This window comes from Micrococcus sp. UYEF5, assembly GCF_040546065.1.
Taxonomy (GTDB): Bacteria; Actinomycetota; Actinomycetes; order Actinomycetales; family Micrococcaceae; genus Micrococcus; species Micrococcus luteus.
The window spans coordinates 411,376-436,709 of the sequence record NZ_JBEPNB010000001.1 but is presented as its reverse complement, the minus strand read 5'-3'; the positions used below and the strand labels follow the sequence as shown (position 1 = coordinate 436,709).

The 25,334-nt window shown below is 72.1% G+C and carries 23 protein-coding genes, 1 tRNA gene and 1 pseudogene; 21 read left to right on the top strand and 4 right to left on the bottom strand.

What is annotated here, in order from left to right; all coding sequences use genetic code 11:
• Nucleotides 1–361: 361 nt before the first annotated feature.
• Nucleotides 362–1,927: a multicopper oxidase family protein gene (locus tag ABIB16_RS02080; protein WP_060974119.1), complete on the top strand. Its 1,566-nt coding sequence runs from the start codon at nt 362–364 to the stop codon at nt 1,925–1,927.
• 221 nt (nt 1,928–2,148) lie between these two features.
• Nucleotides 2,149–3,326 (top strand): annotated as a pseudogene (locus ABIB16_RS02075) (IS3 family transposase).
• Nucleotides 3,327–3,804: 478 nt separating this feature from the next.
• Here ABIB16_RS02075 and ABIB16_RS02070 read toward each other — a convergent pair.
• Together ABIB16_RS02070 and ABIB16_RS02065 are read right to left on the bottom strand one after the other, a co-directional pair.
• Complete coding sequence (locus ABIB16_RS02070) at nt 3,805–4,650, bottom strand: alpha/beta fold hydrolase (RefSeq protein ID WP_010079170.1); 846 nt, start codon at nt 4,648–4,650, stop codon at nt 3,805–3,807.
• Between the two features lie 87 nt (nt 4,651–4,737).
• Nucleotides 4,738–5,484 carry a DUF72 domain-containing protein gene (locus ABIB16_RS02065; protein WP_044659465.1) on the bottom strand — a complete coding sequence of 249 codons (747 nt, stop codon included), beginning with the start codon at nt 5,482–5,484 and terminating at the stop codon, nt 4,738–4,740.
• Nucleotides 5,485–5,524: 40 nt separating this feature from the next.
• Here ABIB16_RS02065 and ABIB16_RS02060 point away from each other — a divergent pair, with 40 nt between their 5' ends.
• The 9 genes from ABIB16_RS02060 to ABIB16_RS02020 all read left to right on the top strand — a co-directional run bounded on the left by ABIB16_RS02060 (nt 5,525) and on the right by ABIB16_RS02020 (nt 13,078).
• Entirely contained in the window at nt 5,525–5,719 is a 195-nt protein-coding gene (locus tag ABIB16_RS02060) for an AbgT family transporter (protein ID WP_255351321.1), read from the top strand.
• A gap of 55 nt (nt 5,720–5,774) precedes the next feature.
• Nucleotides 5,775–6,731 (top strand): glutaminase A, encoded by a 957-nt coding sequence (gene glsA / locus ABIB16_RS02055; protein ID WP_060974229.1) that lies wholly within the window; start codon nt 5,775–5,777, stop codon nt 6,729–6,731.
• Nucleotides 6,732–6,844: 113 nt separating this feature from the next.
• Entirely contained in the window at nt 6,845–7,783 is a 939-nt protein-coding gene (locus tag ABIB16_RS02050) for an SDR family oxidoreductase (protein WP_036314031.1), read from the top strand.
• Entirely contained in the window at nt 7,780–8,850 is a 1,071-nt protein-coding gene (locus tag ABIB16_RS02045) for a nucleoside hydrolase (RefSeq protein WP_061866740.1), read from the top strand. The genes ABIB16_RS02050 and ABIB16_RS02045 overlap by 4 nt, the downstream gene beginning before the upstream one ends.
• Nucleotides 8,851–8,930: 80 nt before the next feature.
• Nucleotides 8,931–9,764, top strand: a complete 834-nt coding sequence (locus ABIB16_RS02040; RefSeq protein ID WP_060973449.1) for an aldo/keto reductase — start codon at nt 8,931–8,933, stop codon at nt 9,762–9,764.
• A 131-nt stretch (nt 9,765–9,895) separates the two neighbouring features.
• Nucleotides 9,896–10,819: a phage holin family protein gene (locus ABIB16_RS02035; RefSeq protein WP_061866739.1), complete on the top strand. Its 924-nt coding sequence runs from the start codon at nt 9,896–9,898 to the stop codon at nt 10,817–10,819.
• A 151-nt stretch (nt 10,820–10,970) separates the two neighbouring features.
• The gene (locus ABIB16_RS02030; RefSeq protein ID WP_020624488.1) at nt 10,971–11,612 is read left to right on the top strand and encodes a CDP-alcohol phosphatidyltransferase family protein; all 642 of its coding nucleotides are present in this window, start codon (nt 10,971–10,973) and stop codon (nt 11,610–11,612) included.
• A gap of 126 nt (nt 11,613–11,738) precedes the next feature.
• Entirely contained in the window at nt 11,739–12,959 is a 1,221-nt protein-coding gene (locus ABIB16_RS02025) for a glycosyltransferase (RefSeq protein WP_060974056.1), read from the top strand.
• Nucleotides 12,960–13,004: 45 nt separating this feature from the next.
• A tRNA-Ile gene (locus ABIB16_RS02020) sits at nt 13,005–13,078 on the top strand.
• Between the two features lie 61 nt (nt 13,079–13,139).
• Here the strand turns inward: ABIB16_RS02020 and ABIB16_RS02015 are convergent.
• Nucleotides 13,140–14,024 carry a LysM peptidoglycan-binding domain-containing C40 family peptidase gene (locus ABIB16_RS02015; RefSeq protein WP_036339471.1) on the bottom strand — a complete coding sequence of 295 codons (885 nt, stop codon included), beginning with the start codon at nt 14,022–14,024 and terminating at the stop codon, nt 13,140–13,142.
• Nucleotides 14,025–14,336: 312 nt separating this feature from the next.
• Here ABIB16_RS02015 and ABIB16_RS02010 point away from each other — a divergent pair, with 312 nt between their 5' ends.
• Entirely contained in the window at nt 14,337–15,539 is a 1,203-nt protein-coding gene (locus tag ABIB16_RS02010; RefSeq protein WP_081097755.1) for a glycosyltransferase, read from the top strand.
• On the opposite strand, the gene ABIB16_RS02005 is transcribed toward ABIB16_RS02010, so the two are convergent.
• Complete coding sequence (locus ABIB16_RS02005; RefSeq protein WP_060974055.1) at nt 15,475–16,149, bottom strand: M23 family metallopeptidase; 675 nt, start codon at nt 16,147–16,149, stop codon at nt 15,475–15,477. The genes ABIB16_RS02010 and ABIB16_RS02005 overlap by 65 nt on opposite strands.
• Before the next feature lie 404 nt (nt 16,150–16,553).
• Between ABIB16_RS02005 and rpsB the strand changes: the two genes are divergently transcribed.
• The 9 genes from rpsB to ABIB16_RS01960 all read left to right on the top strand — a co-directional run bounded on the left by rpsB (nt 16,554) and on the right by ABIB16_RS01960 (nt 25,256).
• Entirely contained in the window at nt 16,554–17,420 is an 867-nt protein-coding gene (gene rpsB, locus ABIB16_RS02000; protein ID WP_061866738.1) for a 30S ribosomal protein S2, read from the top strand.
• A 103-nt stretch (nt 17,421–17,523) separates the two neighbouring features.
• A complete protein-coding gene (gene tsf, locus ABIB16_RS01995; protein ID WP_061866737.1) occupies nt 17,524–18,360 on the top strand; it encodes a translation elongation factor Ts in 837 nt (278 codons plus the stop codon).
• A gap of 208 nt (nt 18,361–18,568) precedes the next feature.
• Complete coding sequence (pyrH, locus tag ABIB16_RS01990; protein ID WP_002857706.1) at nt 18,569–19,336, top strand: UMP kinase; 768 nt, start codon at nt 18,569–18,571, stop codon at nt 19,334–19,336.
• A 53-nt stretch (nt 19,337–19,389) separates the two neighbouring features.
• Nucleotides 19,390–19,947: a ribosome recycling factor gene (gene frr, locus ABIB16_RS01985; protein WP_002857704.1), complete on the top strand. Its 558-nt coding sequence runs from the start codon at nt 19,390–19,392 to the stop codon at nt 19,945–19,947.
• Between the two features lie 25 nt (nt 19,948–19,972).
• Nucleotides 19,973–20,809, top strand: coding sequence for a phosphatidate cytidylyltransferase (locus ABIB16_RS01980; RefSeq protein WP_061866736.1), 837 nt, complete (start codon nt 19,973–19,975; stop codon nt 20,807–20,809).
• Between the two features lie 49 nt (nt 20,810–20,858).
• Entirely contained in the window at nt 20,859–21,458 is a 600-nt protein-coding gene (locus ABIB16_RS01975) for a DivIVA domain-containing protein (RefSeq protein WP_049147668.1), read from the top strand.
• 155 nt (nt 21,459–21,613) lie between these two features.
• On the top strand, nt 21,614–22,768 hold the full coding sequence (pdhA, locus tag ABIB16_RS01970; RefSeq protein WP_061866735.1) for a pyruvate dehydrogenase (acetyl-transferring) E1 component subunit alpha: 1,155 nt from the start codon (nt 21,614–21,616) through the stop codon (nt 22,766–22,768).
• A gap of 8 nt (nt 22,769–22,776) precedes the next feature.
• Nucleotides 22,777–23,832, top strand: coding sequence for an alpha-ketoacid dehydrogenase subunit beta (locus ABIB16_RS01965; protein WP_044659478.1), 1,056 nt, complete (start codon nt 22,777–22,779; stop codon nt 23,830–23,832).
• Nucleotides 23,829–25,256 (top strand): dihydrolipoamide acetyltransferase family protein, encoded by a 1,428-nt coding sequence (locus ABIB16_RS01960; RefSeq protein WP_036314052.1) that lies wholly within the window; start codon nt 23,829–23,831, stop codon nt 25,254–25,256. Before ABIB16_RS01965 ends, ABIB16_RS01960 begins: the two co-directional genes overlap by 4 nt.
• Nucleotides 25,257–25,334: the final 78 nt, after the last annotated feature.

Here is a 25,334-nt window from a genome sequence, read left to right as displayed (position 1 = left end):
GATCAACTCCCATTGGGTGTCAGAGAGCATCTGGAACCGGGACATGTCCCCAGGGTCTCAGCTGACTCGTGCATCTATTCTCAGACACGCCCTAGCCCCGGTGGGGGACTGACCGCACCACCCCTGCCCTGGGTTGCCCATTTCCGGCCCCCGTGGACCCTTCACTGGCTCAACTGGCCGTCAGCCGCACCTAAAGCCCCCGGCCGCGCCCCACCGGTGAGCGCAGGGTCCGCCAATACCTCCGGGTGACAGCGGCACGCAGCCCCGGTACGCCACCGGCCTCACCCAGCAACTGATCAGCCATGCCCGGCCCCGTCGCGCCCGCCTGCGACACGGGGCCGGATGACGGAAAGAAGAACCGATGACCTCCTCACTGACCACCCGCCGCACCTTCCTGGGCGCCTCCGTCGGGGCCCTGGCGCTGGCCGGGCTGGCCGCCTGCGCCGATCCCGTCATCAGCCCCCAACCGTCAGGGCGCATCCTGCCCACCGACCCGCTGGTCGCCGAGTACGAGAAACGACGCGCCGCCTCGGGCACCACCGTCACCCACCGGCTCTCCGCCGCACCCCTCGAGACCTCCCTCCAGGGTCGGGGCCTGACCACCTGGGGATACAACGACGGCCTCAACGGGCCGCTGCTGCGCGCCCAGACCGGGGACCTGCTCAAGGTCAGCGTCGCCAACGACCTGCCCGAGGACACGAGCGTGCACTGGCACGGGCTGGCCCTGCGCAACGACGCCGACGGAGTCCAGGGGGTGACCCAGGACCCCATCGCCGCCGGAGGACGCTATACGTACGGCTTCCGGCTGTCCCATCCGGGCACGTACTGGTACCACTCCCACTTCGACACCCAGCGCGAACGCGCCCTGTACGGGGCCCTGATCGTCGAGGACCCCAACGAGCCCCTCAGCTACGACCAGGAATGGGTCGTGATCCTGGACGACTGGCTCGACGGGATCACCGGAACACCGCAGGACGTCGTCGAGGAACTCTCCGCCGGGATGGACATGTCCGGCGACATGGAGGGCATGGCCGGCATGGCGGGCATGGACCACGGGTCCATGAGCCAGGACAGCTCCTCGGGCATGCCCATGAAGCACATGCTCATGGGCGCTGAGAGCGACTATCTGGGCGGGGACGCCGGCGACGTGAAGATCCCCGTGCACCTGTTCAACGGCCGCCCCCCATCCGACCCGGACACCTTCTCCAGCACCCCGGGCAACCGGATCCGCCTGCGCTTGATCAACGCGGCCGGAGACACCGCCTACCGGGTCGGGATCCCCGGCCAGGAACTGACCATCACCCACACCGACGGGTTCCCGGTCCAGCCCCGCCAGGCCGATGCCGTCGTCCTGGGGATGGGCGAACGCCTGGACGTGCTGATCACCCTCGGCGACCAGGCGGTGCCCGTACTGGCCCTGCCCGAGGGCAAGACCGGCCACGCCTACGGCATCATCGCAGCCGGTCCAAAGACCACGCTCTCCGGTCGGCTCCCACAGACCCTGGGCGGAACCGTGCTCGATGGCAGCCGACTGAAGGCACACGAATCCGTCCTGCTCCCACCCAAGGACCCGACCACGACCCACGGGGTACGCCTCACCGGATCGATGATGGAGTACGACTGGGGCATCAACGGGCGACGCTTCGACCCGGCCAACCCCTTCGAGGGCGCCTTCGAACTCCGGTTGGACGAACGCGTGCGGGTCACGATGACCAACGACACCGACATGTGGCACCCCATGCACCTGCACGGCCACACCTTCCAGCTGGCCGACCATGGCGCCCGCAAGGTCACGGTCATCATCAAACCCCGGCAAACCATCGTCTTCGACTTCGAGGCGGACAACCCGGGCCAGTGGCTAACCCACTGCCACAACGCCTACCACGCCGAGGCCGGGATGATGGGCGTCTTCTCCTACATCCACTGACCCTCCCGCCCGGCCCACACCCCTCCATCCACGGGGGCATCGCACGGTGGCCGCCCAGGAAAGAACATGCCTTTATCGCTCACCCCCACCCACCGTGCCCAGCCCGCCCGAGACCTCTGGCCCGGCACCCCCGTCCTGACCCGTAGGAGGAAAGGGTCTGCCGTGAGTTTGGTTGACATCTGATCTGTGGTCCCGGGAGGGACTGCTGGAAGGATGACCCCATGCCCGCTGCATACCCCCGAGAGTTCCGCCAGGACGTGGTCGCGATCGCCCGTAAGGGTCAGATGCCGATCGCGCAGGTCGCGAAGGACTTCGGCATCGCCGAGTCCTGCCTACGGCGCTGGCTGGCCCAGGATGATGTCGAGGCCGGGATCCGGCCCGGCATCACCAAGGCTGAGAACGAGGAGCTGAAGGCTCTCAAGCGCCGCAACCGCGAGTTGGAGATGGAGAACGAGGTCCTACGGCGTGCGGCCGCGTATCTGTCCCAGGCGAACCTGAAATTGGGTCAGTCCCCAAAATGACCTATCCCGTCGTGAAGGACCTGGCCCGCGACGGGATTGCCGTGAAACTCTCCTGCCGGGTCCTCGGGTTCTCCCGTCAGGCCTACTACCAGTGGCTGGCCGAACCTGTCAGCGAGCGGGAATGGTCCGACGCGCATGCCGCCAACGCCGTCCTCGATGCCCATGCCGATGACCCGGAGTTCGGATACCGGTTCCTGGCTGATGAGCTCCGCGGCCGTGGCCTGGCCGTGTCGGACCATCAGGTGTTGAAGGCCTGTCGGCTCGTGAAGGTCCGCTGCTGCCACTCGATCCGTCGCGGCTCGGGCAAGCGTCCTGGCCCTGCCGTTCATGATGATCTGGTTCGTCGTGAGTTCGCCGCTGAGAAGCCGAACCAGCTGTGGCTCACGGACATCTCAGAGCATTGGGCCGGGGATTCCAAGCTCTATCTCTGCGCGGTCAAGGACGTGTTCTCGAACCGGATCGTGGGCTACTCGATCAATCGGCGGATGAGCTCGCAGCTGGCCGTGGACGCCCTGCAGATGGCTCTGGGCCGGCGTGGAGGCAAGGCCGAGGTGCAGGGTTGCCGGGTGCATTCGGATCGAGGATCGCAATTTCGAGCCAGGCGGTTCGTGGAGACGCTCCGGGTCAACGGCCTGGTCGGGTCGATGGGCAGGGTCGGTGCTGCTGGGGACAACGCGGCAATGGAATCCTTCTTCGCGCTGTTGCAGAAGAACGTGCTGAACCGGCGTCGCTGGCAGTCCTTCGACCAGCTCCGGCTCGCGATCGTGAGCTGGATCGAGCGGACCTATCACCGCCGTCGTAGGCAGGCCCGTCTCGGGAAGCTCACCCCTGTCGAGTTCGAGATGGTTCAATCAGTCCAGGCGGCTGCCGCCGCCTGATAACTCGTGTCAAGCAAACTCATGGCAGACCCTTCTCACGCGCCTGAATCTCGCCGTCATGGATCGACAGCACCTCGGTCTGTGCGCCAGCCCGCTCCAGAAGCGCCGCGCAGGCTCTGACTGACCGACATCAGGAAGCACTTCACGGCTGAGGAGAAGCTCTGTCTCTGCGCGAACAAGGCCGTCGCAGGCCGCGGCGGTGCAGCCGTGGTGGCTGGGTGCCTGGTGCACGAGGACCGGGGCTCGCAGTTCCGATCTGGCCTATTTCAGGACGCGCGCACCCGTCATGGGCTGATCGGCTTCGTACTCGACGTCCTGACGCGCGGTTCTGCCGGCCGGTCGGCCTGATCCCGCGCTCCGGGTGATCACGGCGTCGGATCGAGCCTGACAGGTCAGCGTCGGCGCCGTGGTGGATGGCATGCACCACCCCCACGAGCGCCGTGTCGCGTTCAGCACTCTGGTGGGCCTACCTGCCCCCTCACTCCGCCAGGAATTCCAGCAGGATCCGGTTGAACTCCTCGGAGTGGCTGATGCTGAAGCCGTGCGGGGCATCCTTGACGAGTTCGACGCGGCTGCCGTCGATCGCCTTGTGCGTCCGCTTGCCGGAGCCCTTGAACGGCACGATCTGGTCGGCGTCGCCGTGCAGGACCAGGGCCGGCACGGTCACTGCCGGCAGGTCGCGGCGGAAGTCGGTGGCCCCGAACGCGTCCATGCAGGCCAGCGCCGCCGTCTGGTCGGACTGCAGCGCCATCCGGATGGCCTCCTGGCGCTGCTCCTCGGTGACCTTGAGGCTGCTGGTCAGGCCGGCCAGCTTGGGGGTGGAGAAGAACGTCGTCGTGAAGTCGTCGAAGAACGACTCGCGGTCCTTCTCGAGACCCGCGCGCATCTCGGCGGCCTGCTTCTCGGTCAGCGGGCCGTCGGGGTTGTCGTCGGTCTTCAGCAGGTACGGGGGCACCGCGCCGGCGAACACCACCGAGTGGATCCGGTCCGCGCCGAACCGGGACATGTAGCGCGCCACCTCGCCACCGCCCATCGAGAAGCCCACGAGCGTCACGTCACGCAGGTCGAGCTCGGTGAGCAGACCGTGCAGGTCGGCGGTCATCGTGTCGTAGTCGTACCCGCCGGCGGGCTTCTCCGAGGCACCGAAGCCCCGCCGGTCATAGGTGATCACGCGGTAGTGCGGGGACAGGGCTGCGACCTGGTCCTTCCACGAGTCGAGGGTCAGCGGCCAGCCGTGGATGAGGACCACGGGACGCCCGTGGCCGGCCTCCTCCACGTTCAGTCCGATCGTGCCGTGGTCCGTGGGGATCTGCATGAGGGTCATGTGCGTCTGCCTTCCTGTGCTCTCGGGGGACGACGGCGGCGCTCGGCCGCCGCTTCCTCCTCACGCTAGGCACGCGCTCGGCACGTGTCAGGCTTCGGTCTCCGCCATCCTGCGCAGCGTCAGCGCGTTGAACGCGGCGTGGCCGTGGTTGTCGTTGTTGAAGTAGACGTAGGCGGGGCGCGCGCCCGCCGCGTCCGCGCCGGTCAGCTCCCGCAGCCGCTTCACCCAGGGGGAGAGCTCGGCGTCGGAGAACGAGCCGCCGTAGCGCCAGTCCGGGTCCGCGTTGTGGAAGCGCACGTAGGCGAGGCGCCCGGTCGCGCGCAGCACCGGCTCCCGCCCGGCGATCACCGAGACCACGAACCCCGCCCCGTGCCGGTCGAGGAGGTCGAACACGTCCTCGTCCAGCCAGGACTCGTGCTGGACCTCCACCGCCACGCGCACCCGCTCGGGCAGCAGGCCGAGGAACCCGGCGAGTCGGTCGTCGTCGCGGTGCAGGTTGGCCGGCAGCTGCAGCAGCAGCGGCCCGGCGTGGTCACCGAGCAGGTCCAGCGTGTGCACGATGCGCTCCACCCAGTCCTGCGGCTCGTTGAGCTTGCGGTAGTGGGTCAGGTAGCGGGAGGCCTTGACGGCCATCTCGAAGCCGGCGGGCAGGCGCTCGCGCCAGGCCTCGACGGTGCTGTCCGCCGGCCAGCGGTAGTGGGAGCCGTTGAGCTCGACCGTCCGGAATCGCTCCGTGTAGTGGTCGAGCTGATCGGCGATCCGCAGCCCCTGCGGGTAGAAGGTCCCGCGCCAGTGCCTGTAGGTCCAGCCGGAGGTCCCGATCCGCACGTCCATCCCCCGACGATAGCCCCGGCACGGGTTCCCGGGTCTTGCCTTGACCCGCCGCGGCAGGCGTAGCGTCCCGCTGATCATCGCGGTGGCTCAGAGGTACGACCGGAAGATGGGCATCGGCTCCCTGATCGCCACGATGCTCCCGTCCTCGATCGCCTTCCTGCCCGCGTGCACCGGCATGGTCATCGGCTGGATGCGGCTGGACCTGCCGATGGGCCCGAATGCCCCGGTCCAGTGAACGCCGTGACCGGCCCGGCGCCCGCCCGCCTGCCCGTCCACTACTGTGACCAGGAATGGACACGACGCGATTCGACGACGACCTGCGCGCGATGCTCGACGAGGTGGAGTCCGACCGCCGCGGCGAGCCCTCCGACTACCTCGAGGACGTCGCTGGCCAGCATGTGGACGGCCTCGCCGTGGCGGTGTGCACGGTGGACGGCCACCAGGCCGCCGCCGGGGAGACCGAGCACGCCTTCGCGCTGCAGTCGGTCTCCAAGGCCCTCACCTACGCGGTGGTGCTGCAGGAGATCGGCCTGGACCACGTGCTGGAGCACGTGGGCGTCGAGCCCTCCGGTGAGTCGTTCAACCACCTGTCCCTGCACGACGACGGCCGGCCGTGCAACCCGCTGATCAACGCCGGCGCCATCCTGGTCCACTCCCTCCTGCCCGCCGGGGACGAGGACGAGCGGACGGCCCTGCTGCTGCGCCGCTACAGCGCGCTGGCCGGCGTCGAGCTGGAGGTCAGCGAGGACGTCCTCGACGCCGAGCGCACCCGCGCCGACCGCAACCTGGGCCTGGCCCACCTGCTCGCCGACGCCGGCCGGCTGCCCATCTCGGCCCGCGAGGCCGTGGCCGGGTACCTCGCGCAGTGCTCGGTCCTGGTCACCGCACCCCAGCTGGCCGTCATGGGCGCCACCCTCGCCGCTGGCGGCACGAACCCCGTGACAGGGGAGCGGGTGCTGGACGAGTGGGTAGCGCAGCAGGCGATGTCCGTGATGCTCACCTGCGGCATGTACGACGCCAGCGGCCAGTGGGTGGCCGAGGTCGGCGTGCCCGCGAAGTCCGGCGTCTCGGGCGCGCTGCTCGGCGCCGTGCCCGGGGCCCTGGGCATCGCCACGTGGTCGCCGCGCCTGGACGAGCAAGGTAACTCCCGGCGTGGCATCGGGTTGTTCGAGGGGCTCAGCGCACGCTGGGACCTGCACGTGCTCCAGCACCGTGGCGCCCTGCGCGGCCTCAGCGGGCCCCGCTGACCCCGCGTTGACGCCTAGCCGCCGCGGCGCCGTCGTCGCGTGGGCCACGCCGCCGACGACGCCGCGCCCCGTCCCTTGTCACCCTCTGGCGCTCGCCTCGTAGCATCGGGCCCATGACCACTCCAGAGAAGAAGGACGACGCCCCCGCGATCCCCGTGCGGGACTCGCAGCTGGCCCACGACGACCCGCGCACCCGCCACCCGAAGCTCCGCGTCGCCAAGCAGCGCCAGCCCGAGCCGGGCCTGGACGTGAAGACGGATCCCGTCCCGGACATCGGTCTGGACTCGTACCGGGGGATGGGCCGGCTGACCGGCCGCAAGGCCCTGATCACCGGCGGCGACTCCGGCATCGGTGCCGCGGTCGCCATCGCCTACGCCCGTGAGGGCGCGGACGTCGCCATCGCCTACCTGCCTCAGGAGCAGCCCGACGCCGACCGCGTCCTGGCGGCGATCGAGGCGGCCGGGCGCACCGCCGTCGCGTTGCCGGGCGACCTGATGGACGCCGACTACCGTGCCTCCCTCGTGGACGAGGCCGCGCAGCGCCTCGGCGGCCTGGACATCCTCGTGAACAACGCGGGCAAGCAGTTCATCTCCGATGACCTGACCGATCTCACCGACGAGCAGGTCCACGAGACGTTCCAGATCAACATCATGTCCATGTTCACGCTCAGCCGCGCCGCGCTGAAGCACATGGGCCCGGGCAGCACGATCGTGAACACCACCTCGGTGCAGGCCTACAACCCCAACCCGAGGCTCCTCGACTACGCGGCCACCAAGGGCGCCATCAACAACTTCACCAAGGGCCTGGCCGAGCAGCTCGGCCCGAAGGGCATCCGTGTCAACGCGGTGGCGCCCGGGCCCATCTGGACGGTGCAGCACGTGTCCTACGGTGAGCCCGAGGAGAAGTTGCCCGAGTTCGGCCACAGCACCCCCATCGGCCGCGCCGGCCAGCCCGTGGAGATGGCGCCCGCCTACGTGTTCCTTGCCTCGGGCGAGTCCAGCTACGTCAACGGCGAGACCCTCAACGCCAACGGCGGCACGCCCACCCCGTGACCGCCCGCCTCCTCGCCGACGTCGACACCGGCATCGACGATGCCTGCGCCCTGCTTTACCTCGTGGGCGCCCACCGCCTCGGCGCCGGTCCCGAGCTCGCGGCCGTCACCACCACGGGCGGCAACGCGACCGCCCGGGACTGCGCCCTCAACACCGCCGCGGTGCTGGACCTGGCCGGTCGGGCCGACGTCGAGGTGGCCGTCGGTGCCGAGACCCCGCTGCGCCGCCCTGCGGTCACCACCCCGGAGACCCACGGCGACGGCGGTCTCGGCCATGCCCGGATCGTTCGGCGCCCCGAGCGGCTCTCGTCCCGGCCCGCCGTGGACGTGTGGCTGGACGAGCTGCGGGCCCACCCCGGGGAGACGACGATCCTCTGCACCGCGCCGCTGACGAACCTGGCCCTCGCTCTGCGCGCCGAGCCGCGCCTGCCGTTCCTCGCCCGCGGCATCGTGATCATGGGCGGCTCCTTCTATCATCCGGGCAACACCACGCCCACCGCCGAGTGGAACACCTGGGTGGACCCGGACGCCGCGAAGGAGGTGTTCACGGCCTTCGAGGGCCTGCCCGAGGATCGCCTGCCGGTGGTCTGCGCGCTCGAGACCACGGAGCGGATCGAGTACACGCCGGCCCTGCTGGACGGCCTCCTGGCCGACGCCGGGGCCCACCCCGTCGGCTGGTCCGCGGACCGACCGCGGGTCGCCGGGCCGGACGCCGCCACCGGCAGCCCCGTCCTGGACGTGCTCGCCGACGCGCTGCGCTTCTACTTCGAGTTCCACCACGACTACGACCAGGGCTACATCGCCCACCTGCACGACCTCTTCGCCGCCCAGGTGGCCGCGGGCCAGGCCCGCATCGCCACGCGGGCCACCGTCGTCGACGTCGAGGCGGACTCGGAGCTGCTGCGCGGCACGACCGTCCACGACACGCGGGACATCTGGGGCAGGCGCCCCAACGCCCGGCTCGTCACGGCCAATGACCCCGCTGAGGTGTTCGCGGCCTTCGCCCGCGCGGTGGGCGCCGTCGTCGCGGGGGAGCGGACGTCCGACGGCGGCGCCCCGGCCCGGTGACCGCCGTCGGGAATGCCGGCCGCCCGCGCGCGGTTGCATCCGACGCATCCGCCCGACCCCGACCTTGCAGGAGCTCCCTCATGACCAGTGTGCCCACCGTCCCCTTCCACGACGGCCAGCAGATCCCGCAGCTCGGGCTCGGCGTGTGGCAGGTCGAGGACGACGTCGCCGCCGACGTCGTCGAGCAGGCGATCCGCGCCGGCTACCGCCACATCGACACCGCCGCGATCTACGGGAACGAGGAGGGCGTGGGCCGCGGCATCGCCGCGTCCGGTGTCGCCCGCGAGGAGCTGTTCCTCACCACCAAGGTGTGGAACTCGGACCAGGGCTACGAGGAGGCGCTCGCCGCCCTCGACGCCTCGCTCGACAAGCTCGGCACCGACTACGTCGACCTCTACCTCATCCACTGGGCCAAGCCTGCGCAGGGGAAGTACGTGGACACCTGGAAGGCCCTGATCGAGGCGCAGAAGCAGGGCAAGGTGCGCTCGATCGGCGTCTCCAACTTCCCGGCCGCCCAGCTCGAGGAGATCATCGAGGCCACCGGTGTGGTGCCCGCGATCCACCAGGTCGAGACCCACCCGTACTGGCAGCAGCGCGAGCTGCGCGAGGTCGAGGGCCGCCACGGCATCGTCCACGAGTCCTGGTCCCCGCTCGGTCAGGGCGGCGACCTCCTCGCCGATCCCGTGGTCACGGAGATCGCCGAGGTCCGCGGCGCGACGCCGGCCCAGGTGGTCATCGCGTGGCACCTCGCCCAGGGCTTCGTGGTCATCCCCAAGTCCGTGACGCCCGAGCGCATCGTCTCGAACCTCGAGGCCGCGGGGGTGGAGCTGACCGCCGACGACGTCGCCCGGATCGACGCCCTCGACCGCGAGGACGGCCGCCTCGGCCCCGACCCGGCGGTCATCGACTTCTGATCCAGCCGCCACCGCGCGCACCCGGCCCGTCCCCCTGGGGGCGGGCCGGTGATAGTTTTGCTCGAGAATGCCCGGTGGCCGCCGCGCCGCCCGGGCGCATCTGTCCAGGCACTCCACGGAAGGCATGCACCATGTCCCACCAGGCTCCCCCCGCCGATGCGTCGAAGGCCCGCGCGCCGCGGACCGCCGTCCCGGTGACCCCGCAGACCCGCGCGAGCTCGCTGACCGACCTGCTCGGCGCCGTCGTGCGCCTGTTGCCCCTGCAGATGAAGGACGAGCTCGCGCTCGCCAAGGGACACGTGGCCGCGAAGGGCAAGAAGGCCGGCATCGGCGCCGGCGTCGCGGTGGTGGGCCTGTTCTTCCTCGCGCTCATGGTGGTCGCCCTCGTGGTGACGTTGGTCGGCGCCTTCGCCGACCCGAGCTTCTGGTTCCCGGCGCTCATGGTGGCGCTCGCGTTTCTCGTGCTCGGCCTGATCTTCGCCGGCGTCGGCCTCGTGATGGTCAAGGGCGCCATGCCGCTCGTGCCGCAGGAGACCGTGCGCAACCTCGAGTACGACCTCGGCTACCTCAAGGAGGGCAACGCCTTCGACCCGGCCGAGTACGACCGCCTCAAGGCGGAGCGCGCCGAGGCCAAGCGTGTCGAGGCCGCCCGTGAGGCCGAGCGGAAGAAGGTGGAGAAGGAGGAGAACAAGAAGGCCCGCAAGAACGGCGAGGCCGCTCCCCACCCGGACCGCGACGACGCCACCGAGGCCGAGATCCGTCGCCGTGCCGACCTGCGCCGCCGCCACCTGGGCGACATCCGCTCCGGCCTGGACGAGAAGACCAACGTGAAGGGCCAGCTCGCGGCCTTCGCCGCCCAGCGCAAGGGTCGCGGCGTCACCCCCGAGACCACGCACGCCACCGAGCAGACCGCGCCGTTCACCGGTGCCGCCCGCGCGGGGGAGCGGACCGCCGAGGCCGAGGACTACGTGAAGGACCACTGGCAGCCGCTCGCGCTGCTCGGCGCCTCCTCCGCCGCGTTCGTGGCGCTCGCCGGCCGCCTGCGCCGCCGCTGACCCGGGGGCGCCCGCCCTCCCCAGCCCCCGAGGCCCCGATCCCCACGGATCGGGGCCTCGTCGTCTGCGGGCAGGGGCGACGGCGTCGGTAGGCTGGGCGTGTGGGGCGCCCGGCGGGGGCGTCCGCCCGCGGACCCTGGAGGAGCGACCCATGCGTGTGATCGACGTCGGCCTGCGCGAGGGCCACGAGTACCGCGTCCGCGACACCTGGCTGACCGTGCCGAACCTCATCACCCTGGCCCGCTTCGCCCTGGTCCCGGTGTTCGTGTGGCTCACCGTCGACGGCCGGCACCTGGACGCGTTCGTGATCCTGGCGGTGCTCTCCGGCACGGACTGGGTGGACGGCTACGTGGCGCGCCGGTTCGACATGATCTCCACGGTCGGGCGGTGGCTCGACCCGGTGGCGGACCGCCTCTCCCTGCTGGTGGTGGCCGTGACGTTCGTGGCCACCGGCATCGCCCCGCTCTGGCTCGCCCTGGCCATCGCGATCCCGGACCTCGTGCTCGCCGCCGTGTGCCTGTGGCTGTTCGGCGGCAGCCCGGATCTGCCGGTCACGGTCCTGGGCAAGGTGCGCACCGCGCTGCTGCTGGTGGGCACGCCCCTGCTGCTGCTCGCCCGTGTGCCGGGGGTCGACGGCGGCCCGTGGAGCGGCGTGGCCCTGGCTCTGGTCGGCGCCGGTTGCCTGCTGCACATCCTCGCCGCGGGGGACTACCTCGTGCGCGCGGTGGGCAAGGCCCGCGGCCTGCGGGCGGACGGTCAGGACCCGCGCGAGCACCCGTCCCGCCGGGGCTGACCCCCTCGCGCATCCTCGTGCCGGCGCCGACGGTTGCTACCGTGGGACGCGCGCCGTGCCCGCGGCCGATCCTCACGGCACGGGCCGGGCGCCGTCGTGCCATCGCCACCACAGAGAGGGACCGCCGTGTCCGACCGTCCCGGGATCGCCGCCGACCGCCCCCTGAAGGTGCTGATCGCCGCAGACACCTATCCGCCGCACGTCAACGGGGCCGCCACCTTCGGCCACCGCCTCGCCACGGCGCTGCACGCGCGCGGCCACGAGGTCCACGTCGTGATGCCGCGCAGTGACGCCGGCCCGGACACCGTGGAGCACCGGCCGGAGGCCACCGTGCACCTGCTGCGCTCCCTGCCGGCGCCGACGCACGAGTACTACCGTGTGGTGCTCCCGCGGCATGCCAAGATCTCCTTCCGCCGCATCTACCGCGAGGTCCAGCCGGACGTCGTGCACGCCCAGTGCCACTACATGATCGGCGAGGCCGCCATCAACGAGGCCGAGCGGCGCCGCATCCGGATCGTCTCCACGAACCACTTCATGCCGGAGAACCTCGAGCCGTTCCTGCCGTTCCCGCAGTGGTTCCTGGACACCGTCTCCCGGGTGTCGTGGAAGGACATGGGTCGACTCATGGGCAAGGGCGCGGTGGTCACCACCCCCACGGCCCTCGCCGCGCAGGCCATGGCCGAGCACGCCGGCCTGGACAACGTTCTCCCGGTCTCCAACGGCATCGACGCGAGCGCCTACGAGCTGCAGCCGGGGGAGAGGGTGGACCATCCCGGCCATCCGGTCGTGCTCTTCGTGGGGCGGCTGGCCGTGGAGAAGAACGTGGAGGTGCTGATCCGTGCGATCGCGCACCTGGCCCGCACCCGCCCCGACCTGGACGTGCACGCCGAGATCGTCGGCGACGGCGAGCAGCGCGACCGCATCCGTGCCACGGTGGACGAGGAGGGGGTGGCCGACCGCGTCCTGCTGCGCGGCCACGTCTCCGAGGAGGAGCTGCGGGCGGCCTACCTGCGCGCCGACGTGTTCTGCCAGCCGGGCACGGCGGAGCTGCAGTCCCTCGTGACCCTCGAGGCGCTCAGCGCGTCCACCCCGGTGGTCCTCGCGGACGCCCTCGCGTTGCCCCACCTCGTGGACGAGGGCGTCAACGGCCACCTCTTCCCGCCCGGGGACCACGTGGCCCTGGCCGATCGGATCGCCCGGATCCTCGACCTCTCGGACGCGGACCGCGCCGCCATGGGCGAGGCGTCCCACGCGAAGGCCCTGCATCATTCCGCCCAGAAGACGGTGGACATCTTCGAGCGCCTCTACCGCGGCGCGACGGCCGCCGAGGTCCGCGCGATGCTCTGAGACCCGTCGGTAGGATGGGCGGGTCCCGCGCGATGCCGCGGGGGAGGGGCGTTAGCTCAGTCGGTCAGAGCAGGGGACTCATAATCCCTGGGTCGCGGGTTCAAGTCCCGCACGCCCTACAGAAAACGGCCCCCGGCCGCGCGGTATGGCGCGGGCCGGGGGCCGTCGTCGTGCCGGTGCTCAGTAGCGGGCGGCCACCGCGAGCATGTCGGACTTCATGATCGTCGTGGAGGTGAACACTAGGCCCGCGTCCTCGTTGAGGGCGTGGGCGAGCTGGCCGCCGCCCATGTACATGGCCGTGTGGTAGATGCGGCCGGTGGACTGGTTCGCATAGAACACGAGGTCGCCGGGCTGGGCCTGGGAGATCGGCACGTAGGACTTCGCGGCGAGGTACTGGTCGCCGGCGCGGCGCGGGATGGAGATGCCGGCCCGGGCCATGGCCTGCTGGGTGAGGCCGGAGCAGTCGAAGCCGGAGGGGCCGTTGCCGCCCCACACGTAATAGGAGGACGGGTTCCGGACGGCGGAGCGCACGTAGTCGACGGCAGCCTGCTTGGACGCGGGCGCCGGCGCAGGGGCGACGGCGGGGGCGCTGGAGGTGGAGACCGAGGTGGTCTTCAGGACCATCCCCGGGTGGAGCATGGTCGAGGAGCTCATGCCGTTGATGGACTGCAGGATCGAGGCGGACACCCCCGTGCGGTAGGAGATGATCCACCAGCCGTCGCCGGCCAGCACGGTGTAGGTCGAGCCCGAGGTGGACGGCGCCGGGGCCGGGGTCGGGGTGGCAGTGCCGGAGGTCTTGAGGACCATGCCGGGATGCAGCACGGTCGCGGCGGTCATGCCGTTGAGCGACTGCAACCTGGACATGGAGACGCCGGTGCGCTGGGCGATGATCCACCAGCCGTCGCCGGAGCGGACGGTGTAGGCGGTCTCGGCGGCCTGGGCGGTCTCGGCGACGGACACGGTGCCGACGCCGGTCAGGGCGGCGGCGCCCAGGGCGAGGGCCACGGAGGCGGCGGCGGTGCGGGGGGCGCGACGCACAGCGGCGTGCGAGGAGGTCACGGACATCGGATCTTCTTCCCGGACAGGACCTGCGGCCCGTGAGGGCGGTGCCTCCGGGCGATGCCCGGAACGAGGCCGGACCGCGGGTGCGAGTTGACGAGCAGTGCGGATGACCGGGTACGCGAGGACGCGGAGGAAGCCCCGGTGTGGCGGATCGGCTGTAACCGATCCGTGATCAAGATACACGATCGTTATCGAAACGCAATCAGAAATTCGGATGACGTCCAGGTGGCCGATCGGCGCTCGACGCGCCCCGGTCGGCACCTACCGTGCGCGGCTGTCCCCGCCCCTCTCCGGCGCGGCGCTAGCGTGGTGCGGGTGAGCCCCTCCCGCCCCCTGCGCCTGCTGATGGACGCCCGCTACACCCGCACCGACTTCCACGACGGCATCTCCCGCTACGGCGCGAGCCTCATCGAGGCGGTCGCCCGCCGGACCGACGCGCCGGGCCCGGAGGGGGCCGACGTCGAGGTCGAAGTCGCGATGCTGATCTCGGACGAACGACAGCTGGCCCTGCTCCCGGACGGCGTGCCGTGGCACCTCGTCTCCGGCCCCACCTCCCCACGCGAGCCGTTCGTGGCCCGTCAGGTCGCGCGCCTGCGACCGGACGTCGTCTTCTCGCCCATGCAGACCATGGGGTCGTGGGGGCGGGACTACGCGCTGATCCTCACGCTCCACGACCTCATCTACTACGAGCACCGCACCCCGCCGCGGAACCTGCCCGAGCCGATCCGCTGGCTGTGGCGGGCCTACCACCTGACCAAGACCCCGCAGCGGCTCCTGCTCGACCGCGCGGACGCGGTCGCCACGGTCTCCCGGACGACGGCGGAGCTCATCGACCGGCACCGCCTCACCCGGCGTCCGGTCCACGTCATCGCCAATGCGGCGCAGACGGTACCGGAGCCGCGTGACCCGGACGAGACCCCGGACCGCACGCTGCTCTACATGGGCTCGTTCATGGACTACAAGGACGTCGAGTCCCTCGTGGCGGCCGCGCCCCTGCTGCCGGGCTACGCGCTGCACCTGCTCTCCCGCATCAGCCCGGAGCGCCGCGGGCAGCTCGAGGCCCGGCTGGCCGCGCGCCGCGCCGGCGCAGGGGCCGCCGGCGCGGACGTGGTCTTCCACGACGGCACCGACGAGGCCGAGTACGTGCGCCTGCTCCGCCGGGCCACCGCGGCCGTCACCCTCTCCCGCGCCGAGGGCTTCGGCCTGCCCGTGGCCGAGGCGATGGCCCATGGCACGCCGGTGGTGTGCTCGGACCTGCCGATCTTCCGCGAGATCGCCGGCGCGGGCACCCCGTCCTTCCGGGGTGTCCCGCTCGAGGGGGACCGGGCGGCCGCGCTCGCGGCCCGCGTGCGGGAGCTCGAGGACCCCGCCGAGTTCGCCGCGGCCTCCCGGGCGAGCGTCGCCCAGGCGGCCCGGTTCAGCTGGGACGAGTCCGCCCGCCGGCTTCTGGACCTCACGGCCGCGCTGGGTGTGGCGCGGCGTGCGGCCAGAGCACGGACGGGCCGCTCCAGCCGATGAGCACCAGCGGGTCGAGGTAGCGGTCGAAGGCCGCGTCCCCCACCCGCCAGCCATCGGGCTCCCGCACGCCCCAGTGCACGCACGCCCGCGGGCAGTGGGGTGGCGCCCCGGCCAGTCGCCCCACGGGGTCGCCCGCGTCGACGACGGCCCCCACCGCGACGTCGGCCTCCACCGGCTCGAGGGAGCTGCGGGTCCCGTTCGCGTGCTCGAGGGTCAGCACGGGGCGGTCGACCACGACCCCGGCGAACACGACCCGGCCCGCCGCCGGCGCCTGGATCGGAGCCCCGGTCTGCACGGCGAGGTCCACGCCCCGGTGCCCCCGACTCCACGGTCGCTCGGGTGCGACGAACGCGCGGAGCACGTCATCCGGGGCGGCGCCGGCGACGGGCGGGTGCCACGCGACCGGCGCGGCCGTCGCGCCCGGACCTGCCGGGGACGCCGCGACGAGGAGCAGCGCGTCGCGCGTGGACGGTGCGGGCGTGGCCCGGGACACGGGGCCGAGGTCGCCCATCCCCAGGGCGAGGACGAGCCAGGCGAGCAGGGCTGCCGCGACGCACCCCGCGATGCGCGGACGCGGGAGCGGACGGGGGAGGAGCGTGCGAGGGGTCATGGCGTCAGCCTGGCGTCCCGGGCGGCCGCGTGGCGGGCCCGCAGTCCCATCGTGGAGAGCGCCCGCCGCACCGGCCCCTGTGCAGGAGTCGGCGATGGGAGCGGTCGCCCACCTGGGGTAGGATTCACCTCAGCGGTGTCCTGTGGCCGGCCCTGTGCTGTGCCCCGGACGCCGACTCCGCGCATCGCGGTGGGTCGCTTCAGCGGCCCAGCCCCCACGCTCGGTCCCGTCCCCGCCGTCCTCCTGGAGAGGACGTCGGCGCGGGTGCTCGTGGGGCCCGGCAGCCCGCCGTCGTGATGCCAGGGGCCGCCCGACCGGGCCGGCCGCCAACCGTCAAGAAATCGACCGGCAGACCGCCCGCGCGTGAAGCGCGGGGTGCCACGGCTGCCACAGAAGGGAACGTCATGCCCGTCGTGACCATGCGCCAGCTCCTCGACTCCGGTGTCCACTTCGGCCACCAGACCCGCCGCTGGAACCCCAAGATGAAGCGCTTCATCTTCACCGAGCGCAACGGCATCTACATCATCGATCTCCAGCAGTCGCTGTCCTACATCGACCGCGCCTACGAGTTCGTCAAGGAGACCGTCGCCCACGGCGGCACCATCCTGTTCGTCGGCACCAAGAAGCAGGCCCAGGAGGCCATCGCGGAGCAGGCCGGCCGCGTGGGCATGCCCTACGTGAACCACCGCTGGCTCGGCGGCATGCTGACCAACTTCTCCACCGTCTCCAAGCGCGTGCAGCGCATGAAGGAGCTCGAGGAGATCGACTTCGAGGACGTGGCCGGCTCGCAGTTCACCAAGAAGGAACTGCTGCTGCTCAACCGTGAGCTCGAGAAGCTGCAGGCCAACCTCGGCGGCATCCGCAACATGGCCAAGACCCCCTCCGCCGTGTGGGTCGTGGACACCAAGAAGGAGCACCTGGCCGTCGACGAGGCCCAGAAGCTCGGCATCCCGGTCGTCGCCATCCTGGACACCAACTGCGATCCGGACGAGGTCGCCTACCCGATCCCGGGCAACGACGACGCCATCCGCTCCGTGAACCTGCTGACCCGCGTGGTCGCGGACGCCGTCGCCGAGGGCCTGATCGCCCGTCAGGGCGGCAAGTCCGGCCAGGCGGCCGCCGAGCCGATGGCCGAGTGGGAGCGCGAGCTGCTCGAGCAGCACAACGCCCAGCAGGCCGAGCAGGCTGAGCAGGCCGAGGCCCCCGCCGCCGAGGCGCCGGCCGAGCAGGCCGAGGCCCCCGCCGCCGAGGCCGCCCCGCAGGGCGAGTGATCCCGGCCGGTCCGTCCGCCCGGCCCCACCCGGCCGGGCCGACGGGCCGGTTCAGACCCCGAACATCCCGCACAACCCACACCACGGGAAGGACCGAACGAGCATGGCGAACTACACCGCTGCTGACATCAAGGCCCTGCGCGAGCGCACCGGCGCCGGCATGATGGACGTGAAGAAGGCTCTGGACGAGGCCGACGGCGACGCCGAGAAGGCCATCGAGATCATCCGCGTGAAGGGCCTCAAGGGCGCCACCAAGCGCGAGGGCCGCTCGGCCGCCGAGGGCCTCGTGGCCGCGACCGTCGAGAACGGCGTCGGCGTCATGATCGAGCTCAACTGCGAGACCGACTTCGTGGCCAAGGCCGACAAGTTCATCGCCCTGGGCGACGTGGTGCTGCGCGCCGCCGTCGCCTCCGGCGCCACCGACGTCGACGGCCTGCTGGCCTCCGACTACGAGGGCCGCACCCTGGGCGACTACGTGACCGAGGAGGGCGCCCTGCTGGGCGAGAAGGTGGCCGTGCGCCGCCTGGCCCGCGTGGAGGGCGCCTACGTGGACGCCTACCTGCACAAGACCTCCAAGGACCTGCCGGCCCAGGTGGGCGTGCTCCTCGCCGTGGACGCCGACTCCGCCGAGGCCAAGACCGCCGCGCACGACATCGCCGTGCACGTCGCGGCCTACTCGCCCACGTACCTCACCCGTGAGGACGTGCCGGCCGAGACCGTCGAGAACGAGCGTCGCATCGCCGATGAGACCGCCCGTGCCGAGGGCAAGCCGGAGCAGGCCCTGCCGAAGATCGTGGAGGGCCGCCTGACCGGCTTCTTCAAGGAGATCGTGCTCGTGGACCAGCCGTTCGCGAAGGACCCGAAGCAGACCGTCGGCAAGGTCGCCTCCGACGCCGGCACCAACGTCACCGGGTTCGCCCGCTTCCGCGTCGGCAACTGACCGCCGCACCCGGACCGGCCGCTCCCGGTCCACGCCCCGCGGGGGCGTAGGATCGGGAGCGACCCGAGGTCCACTCCGGCGCCGGACGGCGCCGACGACCATCGCATGACGGGGTGGCCGCCCCGACCGGGCGGCCACCCCGTCCGCGTGTCCGCCCCCGGGACGGCCGTCCCCGGCCCGACCCCCCACCGACCAGGAGATGCTTCCCATGGAGACGAACCGCGCCCCCGAGGACCCGACCACCGCCCACGCCCCGCAGACCTCGGACGACACCGGCCGCCGTCGCGTGCTCCTCAAGCTCTCGGGCGAGGTGTTCGGCGGCGGCAAGATCGGTGTGGACCCGGAGACCGTCCGCGGCATCGCCGAGCAGATCGCCGCCGCGGCGGACCAGGTGGAGATCGCGATCGTCGTCGGCGGCGGCAACTTCTTCCGTGGCGCCGAGCTGTCCGAGAACGGGATGGACCGCCGTCGGGCCGACTACATGGGCATGCTCGGCACCGTGATGAACTGCCTGGCCCTGCAGGACTTCCTCATCCAGGCCGGGGTCACCACGCGCGTGCAGTCCGCCATCCACATGGAGCAGGTGGCGGAGTCCTACATCCCGCTGCGCGCCATCCGCCACATGCAGAAGGGCCGCGTCGTGATCTTCGGCGCCGGCACCGGCCTGCCCTACTTCTCCACGGACACCGTGGCGGCCCAGCGCGCCCTGGAGGTCGGGGCAGACGAGGTCCTGATGGCCAAGTCCGGCGTGGACGGCGTCTACACCGCGGACCCCAAGAAGGACCCCACCGCCGAGCGCCTCACGCACCTGACCTACGATGAGGCGCTGCTGCGGAACATCCGCGTGATGGACCTGACCGCCATGACCATGTGCAAGGACAACGACCTGGACATGCGCGTGTTCGGCATGGAGGGCCCGGGCAACGTGACCCGCGCCCTGCTCGGCGAGCCGATCGGGACCACCGTCACCGTCTGAGGCCCGCCGCGTAGGATGGCGGCAGACCTGATCCACCACACCGAGGAGACACCGTGATCCAGGAGACCCTGCAGTCCGCCGAAGAGCAGATGGACCGCACCATCGAGGCCACGCGTGAGGACTTCGCCTCCGTGCGCACCGGCCGCGCCAACCCGGGCCTCTACTCCAAGGTGATGGTCGACTACTACGGCTCGTTCACCCCGCTGCAGCAGCTGGCGTCCTTCACCACCACGGACGCCCGCACGCTGCTCATCACGCCGTTCGACCAGTCGGCCCTGCGCAACATCGAGAAGGCCCTGTCCGAGTCCGAGGTCGGCGCGAACCCGTCCAACGACGGCAAGGTCATCCGCATCGTGATGCCGGAGCTGACCGCGGAGCGCCGCAAGGAGTACGTGAAGCTGGTCAAGTCCAAGGCGGAGGAGCACAAGATCTCCGTGCGCAACGCCCGTCGCAAGGCCAAGGAGGCCATGGACAAGGCCGTCAAGGACGGCGAGGTCGGCGAGGACGAGGGCGCCCGCGGCGAGAAGGAGCTGGACGCGCTCACCAAGCGCCACGTCGAGCTCATCGACGAGATGGCCAAGAACAAGGAGCAGGAGCTGCTGGAGGTCTGAGCCTCCCGCCGTCCGCGCTCGTCCCATGACCTCCGCCGTGCCCACCTCGCCCGCACCCCCGCGCGGCGGCCGCGACCTCAAGTCCGCCGTCCTCGTGGGGGTGGGGCTGCTGGCGACGGCCCTGGTCGGCCTCTTCTGGCTCGACTGGCTGCTGGTCGTGCTCGTGGTCGCCCTGCTGGTCGGCGCGGTGTCCGAGATCGCGACGGCGGTACGCGGCATCGGCCTGGACGTGCCGCGGCCCCCGCTCTGGGTGGCCGCGGCGGTCCTGCCGCTCACCGCGTGGCGGTGGGGGGTGCCCGCGCTGTTCATCGCCCTGGTGGCATGCCTGGCGCTGGTGGCCGTGTGGACGGCGCTGACGCGCCGGCGCCCGGCGGGCCAGTTCATGCTCGCGGGCGTGTTCATCGTGCTGTGGGCGCCGTTCCTGCTCTCCTTCGCCGCTGCGCTCCTGGACGAGCCGCTGGGGCACCGCATGGTGGCGATCCTGCTGCTGATGGTGGTCTCCAACGACACGTTCGGCTACATCGTGGGCTACCGCCTCGGCCGCACCCCGATCGCCCCGCGCATCAGCCCCAAGAAGTCCTGGGAGGGCCTGGCCGGCTCCCTGGCGGGCTCGGTGCTGGTGGGCGTCGTCGCCGTCCCCCTGCTGGTCGGCCAGCCGTGGTGGATCGGCGCCGTCCTCGGCGTGACCACCGTCGCCGCCGCCACCGCGGGGGACTTCTCCGAGTCCATGGTCAAGCGTGAGCTCGGCATCAAGGACATGTCCTCCGCCCTGCCCGGCCACGGCGGCGTGATGGACCGCCTGGACTCCCTCGTGTTCGCCTCGCCGGTGGCCTACACCGTGCTGGCGCTGCCCCTGACCTGATCCACCCCTCGACCCGGCACGTCCGGGACCCGCACCGCAGGAGACGCCCATGACCCCCCGCACCACCCCGGACGCCGAGCCGGTCTTCGAGCTCGTCGAGCAGGACGAGATCGGCTACGAGACCACCCACGTGGACGCCTTCATGGCGCGTGCCCGTGAGGCACGCGACGGCGGTGCCCCGCTGACGGCGGAGGAGGTGCGCCAGGCCCGCTTCGCGACCGTCAACGGCGGCTACGCCACGGACGAGGTGGACGACGAGCTGGACCGCCTCGAAGAGGAGCTGGCCGCCGCCGAGCGTCAGGCCTTCGTCGCCGAGCGCGGGGACGAGGACTGGGCCGCAGACCTCGAGGAGCGCGTGGCCGAGCTCGTGGCCCGTGCCGACCGGGCCCCGGCGGAGCGCTTCCGCCGCCCCTCCCGCGCGGACGCCGTGAGCTACGACGTGGACCAGGTGGACGCGCTCGTGGACCGCCTGCGCGTCACCCTGGCCGGTGCGGAGGACTCGACGGATCCCGACGCCGAAGGCGGGCTGACCGCGGACGACGTGCGCCGCGCGGCGTTCAGCGAGGCCGAGGGTGCCGCCGGCTACGAGGAGGGCCAGGTCGACGCCTACCTTGACGCCGCCGTCGACGTGCTGCTGCGCCGCGCCTGACACCCGGCCCTCGCGCGGCGGCCCCGGGAGAGTGGCGCAGATCACACTGAAGTGATTACAATCACACCACCGAGACGCCGCGCGCTCCACCCCTGCTCGCGCATGCGTACAACTCCCTCGCCCCGCACCGTGGGCGTCGATCGGAAGGCAGTGCAGTGACCCTCGTGGACCACACCCGTCCCACCGGCGGCCGATCCGCCGGCTCTCCGCCCCCGGCGGGCCCGGCTGAGGCCGTGATGCTCCAGGTGCTCGACGCGGAGGGCCGCCGCCGTCCGCAGCCGGAGCTCGCCCCGTGGATCGAGGACGTCGACGCCGACGCCCTCGCCGCGCTGTACCGCCAGATGGCCGTGGTCCGGCGCCTCGACGTCGAGGCCACGCACCTGCAGCGTCAGGGCGAGCTGGCCCTGTGGCCCCCGCTGCTGGGCCAGGAGGCCGCCCAGGTGGGCTCCGCCGTCGCGCTGCGCCCGGACGACTTCGTCTTCCCGTCCTACCGCGAGAACGGCGTGGCCCTGCTGCGCGGCGTCCCCGCGCTGGACCTGCTGCGGGTGTGGCGCGGCTCCACGTTCTCGAGCTGGGACCCGAACGAGACGCGCGTGGCCACCCAGCAGATCATCATCGGCGCGCAGGCCCTGCACGCCGTCGGCTACGCGATGGGCGTCCAGCGGGACCAGGCGGACGTCGCCACGATCGTCTACTTCGGCGACGGCGCCACGAGCCAGGGAGACGTCAACGAGGCCATGGTCTTCAGCGCCTCGTACCAGTCGCCCGTGGTGTTCTTCTGCCAGAACAACCACTGGGCCATCTCCGAGCCCGTGCGCCTGCAGACCCGCCGCAGCATCGCGGACCGCCCGTGGGGCTTCGGCATCCCGTCGATGCGCGTGGACGGCAACGACGTCCTGGCCGTGCTCGCCGCGACCCGCGCCGCCGTCGAGCGCGCGGCCGACGGGGGCGGTCCCACCTTCATCGAGGCCGTCACCTACCGCATGGGCCCGCACACCACCGCGGACGACCCCACCCGCTACCGGGACGACGCCGAGCTCGAGGCCTGGAAGGCCCGTGACCCGTTGACCCGCGTGGAGGCGCACCTGCGCACCCTCGATGTGGACGTGGACGCCGTGCTCGCACAGGCCCAGGCCGAGGCCGACGAGCTGGCGGCCGAGGTCCGCCGCGCCCTCGAGGCGCTCGAGGAGGACGGCGCGGACAGGCTCTTCGACGAGATCTACGCTGAGCCCCACCAGGAGCTCGAGCGGCAGCGCCGCGAGCACGCCCTCTACCTGCAGCAGTTCGACGACGAGGAGGCGGGCGCGTGAGCGAGCGCATGACCTTCGGCCGTGCGATCAACCGCGGCCTGCACCGTGCCCTGGCCGACGACCCCAAGGTCCTGCTCATGGGCGAGGACATCGGCGCCCTCGGCGGCGTGTTCCGCATCACCGACGGCCTGCAGGCCGAGTTCGGCGAGGACCGGGTGCTCGACACCCCGCTGGCCGAGTCCGGCATCGTGGGCACGGCCATCGGCCTGGCGATGCGCGGCTACCGGCCCGTCGTCGAGATCCAGTTCGACGGCTTCGTGTACCCGGCGTTCGACCAGATCGTGGCGAACCTGGCCAAGCTGCGTGCCCGCACCCGCGGCGCCGTGCCGATGCCGGTCACCATCCGCATCCCCTTCGGCGGCGGCATCGGCTCCCCGGAGCACCACTCCGAGTCGCCCGAGGCCTACTTCCTGCACACCGCGGGCCTGCGCGTGGTCTCCCCGTCCTCCCCACAGGAGGGGTACGACCTCATCCGCGCCGCGATCGCCTCGGAGGACCCGGTGGTCTACCTCGAGCCCAAGCGTCGCTACCACGACAAGGGCGACGTGGACCTGGACGTCGCGATCCCGCCGATGAGCCCGGCCCGCATCCTGCGCGAGGGCCGTGACGCCACGCTCGTGGCCTACGGCCCGCTCGTGAAGACCGCCCTGCAGGCCGCCGAGGTGGCGGCCGAGGAGGGCGTCGAGGTCGAGGTGGTCGACCTGCGCAGCCTGTCCCCGCTGGACACCGGCCTCGTCGAGTCCTCGGTGCGGCGCACCGGCCGGCTCGTCGTGGCGCACGAGGCCTCCCGCACCGGCGGCCTCGGCGCCGAGCTCGTGGCCACGGTGGCCGAGCGCGCGTTCCACTGGCTCGAGGCCCCGCCGGTGCGCGTCACCGGCATGGACGTGCCCTACCCGCCGTCCAAGCTCGAGCACCTGCACCTGCCGGACCTCGACCGCATCCTCGACGGCCTGGACCGTGCTCTGGGCCGACCGAATTCGCTGGACTCCGTGGACGCGTTCGCCGCCCCCGAGACCGCCGAGCAGTTCCTCGCGGCCCAGAACGCCGGGGAGGAGACCCGATGAGCCAGAAGACCTTCCGCCTGCCCGACCTCGGCGAGGGCCTGACCGAGTCCGAGATCGTGACGTGGCGCGTGGCCGAGGGCGACGCGGTGAGCGTGAACCAGGTGCTCGCCGACGTCGAGACGGCCAAGGCCGTGGTCGAGGTCTCGAGCCCGTTCGCGGGCGTCGTCGCGGCCCTGCACGGCGCCGAGGGTGAGACCCTCGAGGTCGGTGCGCCCCTGGTGACCTTCACCCTCGAGGGCGCCGAGCCCGACGTCGGCGGGCCCGCCGAGGGTGACGGCCGCGTGCCCACCCTCGTCGGCTACGGCGCCGCGCCGGACACCGGCAAGCCCGGCCGCCGTGCGCGGCGCGGCTCCGCGGCCCCGGCGACGTCGGCCGCCCCGGCGGGCGAGCCCGCCCGCGGACAGGCGCCGTCCACGTCGGAGGCGGCCCCCGCCGGCGCCGGGCGCCCGCAGCCCGAGGCCGCCGAGCCGGACCGCGCGGACGCGGCCCACGAGCCGGCCCCGGGCGAGCGACCCCGGTGCACTCCGCCCGTGCGCCTGTACGCGCGCCGCGCGGGCGTGGATCTGGAGCAGGTCACCGGCACGGGTGTGGGCGGGGTCATCACCCGCGCGGACGTCGAGGCGTTCCTGGCCGGGGGCGGGCAGCCCGCGGCCGCGGCGGCGCCGCCGCAGTCCGGCGCCGAGTCGGGCTCGACCGGGGGCGTCCGCACCCTGGGCGGCCGCCCGCGCACGGAGGCCGTGCCGGTCAAGGGCGTGCGCAAGGCGACCGCGGCGGCCATGGTGCAGTCCGCGTTCACCGCCCCGCACGTGACCGAGTTCCTGCAGGTGGACGTCACCGAGACCATGGAGCTGCTCGCCGAGCTCAAGGCCTCCCGCGAGTTCCGGGACGTCAAGCTCACGCCCATGACGCTCGCCGCCAAGGCGTGCCTCGTGGCGATGGAGCGCACCCCGGACGTCAACGCCCGGTGGGACGAGGCCGCCGGGACGATCGTCCAGCAGAACTTCGTGAACCTCGGTTTCGCCGCCGCCACCCCCCGCGGGCTGATGGTGCCGAACGTCAAGGACGCCCAGGCGATGAGCCTGAGGGAGCTGGCCGACGCCATCCGCGATCTCACGGGCCTCGCCCGCGAGGGGCGGCTGTCCCCGGCGGATCTGGCCGGCGGCACCTTCACGCTCACGAACGTCGGGGTGTTCGGCGTGGACGCGGGCACCCCGATCATCAACCCGGGTGAGGGGGCGATCATCGCGATCGGCCAGGTCCGGAGGATGCCGTGGGAGCATCGCGGCGAGATCGCCCTGCGGGACGTCATGACGCTGTCCCTCTCGTTCGACCACCGCTTCGTGGACGGCGAGCAGGGCTCGCGCTTCCTCGCGGACGTCGGCGCGATCCTGCGCCGCCCGGGTCTGACCCTGACCATGGTCTGACGGCCCCGGACGCGCCGCGGCCCCGCCACCCGGGCACCGGGAGGCGGGGCCGTCGTCGTGGCAGGCCGGTGCGGCCGC

Bases quoted from the DNA above. Each gene is read 5' to 3' on its own strand.
- ABIB16_RS01975 (WP_049147668.1), top strand. From the start codon at position 20,859: ATGACCCCCCGCACCACCCCGGACGCCGAGCCGGTCTTCGAGCTCGTC.
- ABIB16_RS02065 (WP_044659465.1), bottom strand. From the start codon at position 5,484: ATGGACGTGCGGATCGGGACCTCCGGCTGGACCTACAGGCACTGGCGC.
- rpsB (WP_061866738.1), top strand. From the start codon at position 16,554: ATGCCCGTCGTGACCATGCGCCAGCTCCTCGACTCCGGTGTCCACTTC.
- pyrH (WP_002857706.1), top strand. From the start codon at position 18,569: ATGGAGACGAACCGCGCCCCCGAGGACCCGACCACCGCCCACGCCCCG.
- ABIB16_RS02030 (WP_020624488.1), top strand. From the start codon at position 10,971: ATGCGTGTGATCGACGTCGGCCTGCGCGAGGGCCACGAGTACCGCGTC.
- ABIB16_RS02005 (WP_060974055.1), bottom strand. From the start codon at position 16,149: ATGACCCCTCGCACGCTCCTCCCCCGTCCGCTCCCGCGTCCGCGCATC.
- ABIB16_RS02040 (WP_060973449.1), top strand. From the start codon at position 8,931: ATGACCAGTGTGCCCACCGTCCCCTTCCACGACGGCCAGCAGATCCCG.
- ABIB16_RS01980 (WP_061866736.1), top strand. From the start codon at position 19,973: ATGACCTCCGCCGTGCCCACCTCGCCCGCACCCCCGCGCGGCGGCCGC.
- ABIB16_RS02050 (WP_036314031.1), top strand. From the start codon at position 6,845: ATGACCACTCCAGAGAAGAAGGACGACGCCCCCGCGATCCCCGTGCGG.
- ABIB16_RS02015 (WP_036339471.1), bottom strand. From the start codon at position 14,024: ATGTCCGTGACCTCCTCGCACGCCGCTGTGCGTCGCGCCCCCCGCACC.
- ABIB16_RS02070 (WP_010079170.1), bottom strand. From the start codon at position 4,650: ATGACCCTCATGCAGATCCCCACGGACCACGGCACGATCGGACTGAAC.
- ABIB16_RS01965 (WP_044659478.1), top strand. From the start codon at position 22,777: ATGACCTTCGGCCGTGCGATCAACCGCGGCCTGCACCGTGCCCTGGCC.
- ABIB16_RS02080 (WP_060974119.1), top strand. From the start codon at position 362: ATGACCTCCTCACTGACCACCCGCCGCACCTTCCTGGGCGCCTCCGTC.
- glsA (WP_060974229.1), top strand. From the start codon at position 5,775: ATGGACACGACGCGATTCGACGACGACCTGCGCGCGATGCTCGACGAG.
- ABIB16_RS01960 (WP_036314052.1), top strand. From the start codon at position 23,829: ATGAGCCAGAAGACCTTCCGCCTGCCCGACCTCGGCGAGGGCCTGACC.
- tsf (WP_061866737.1), top strand. From the start codon at position 17,524: ATGGCGAACTACACCGCTGCTGACATCAAGGCCCTGCGCGAGCGCACC.
- ABIB16_RS02035 (WP_061866739.1), top strand. From the start codon at position 9,896: ATGTCCCACCAGGCTCCCCCCGCCGATGCGTCGAAGGCCCGCGCGCCG.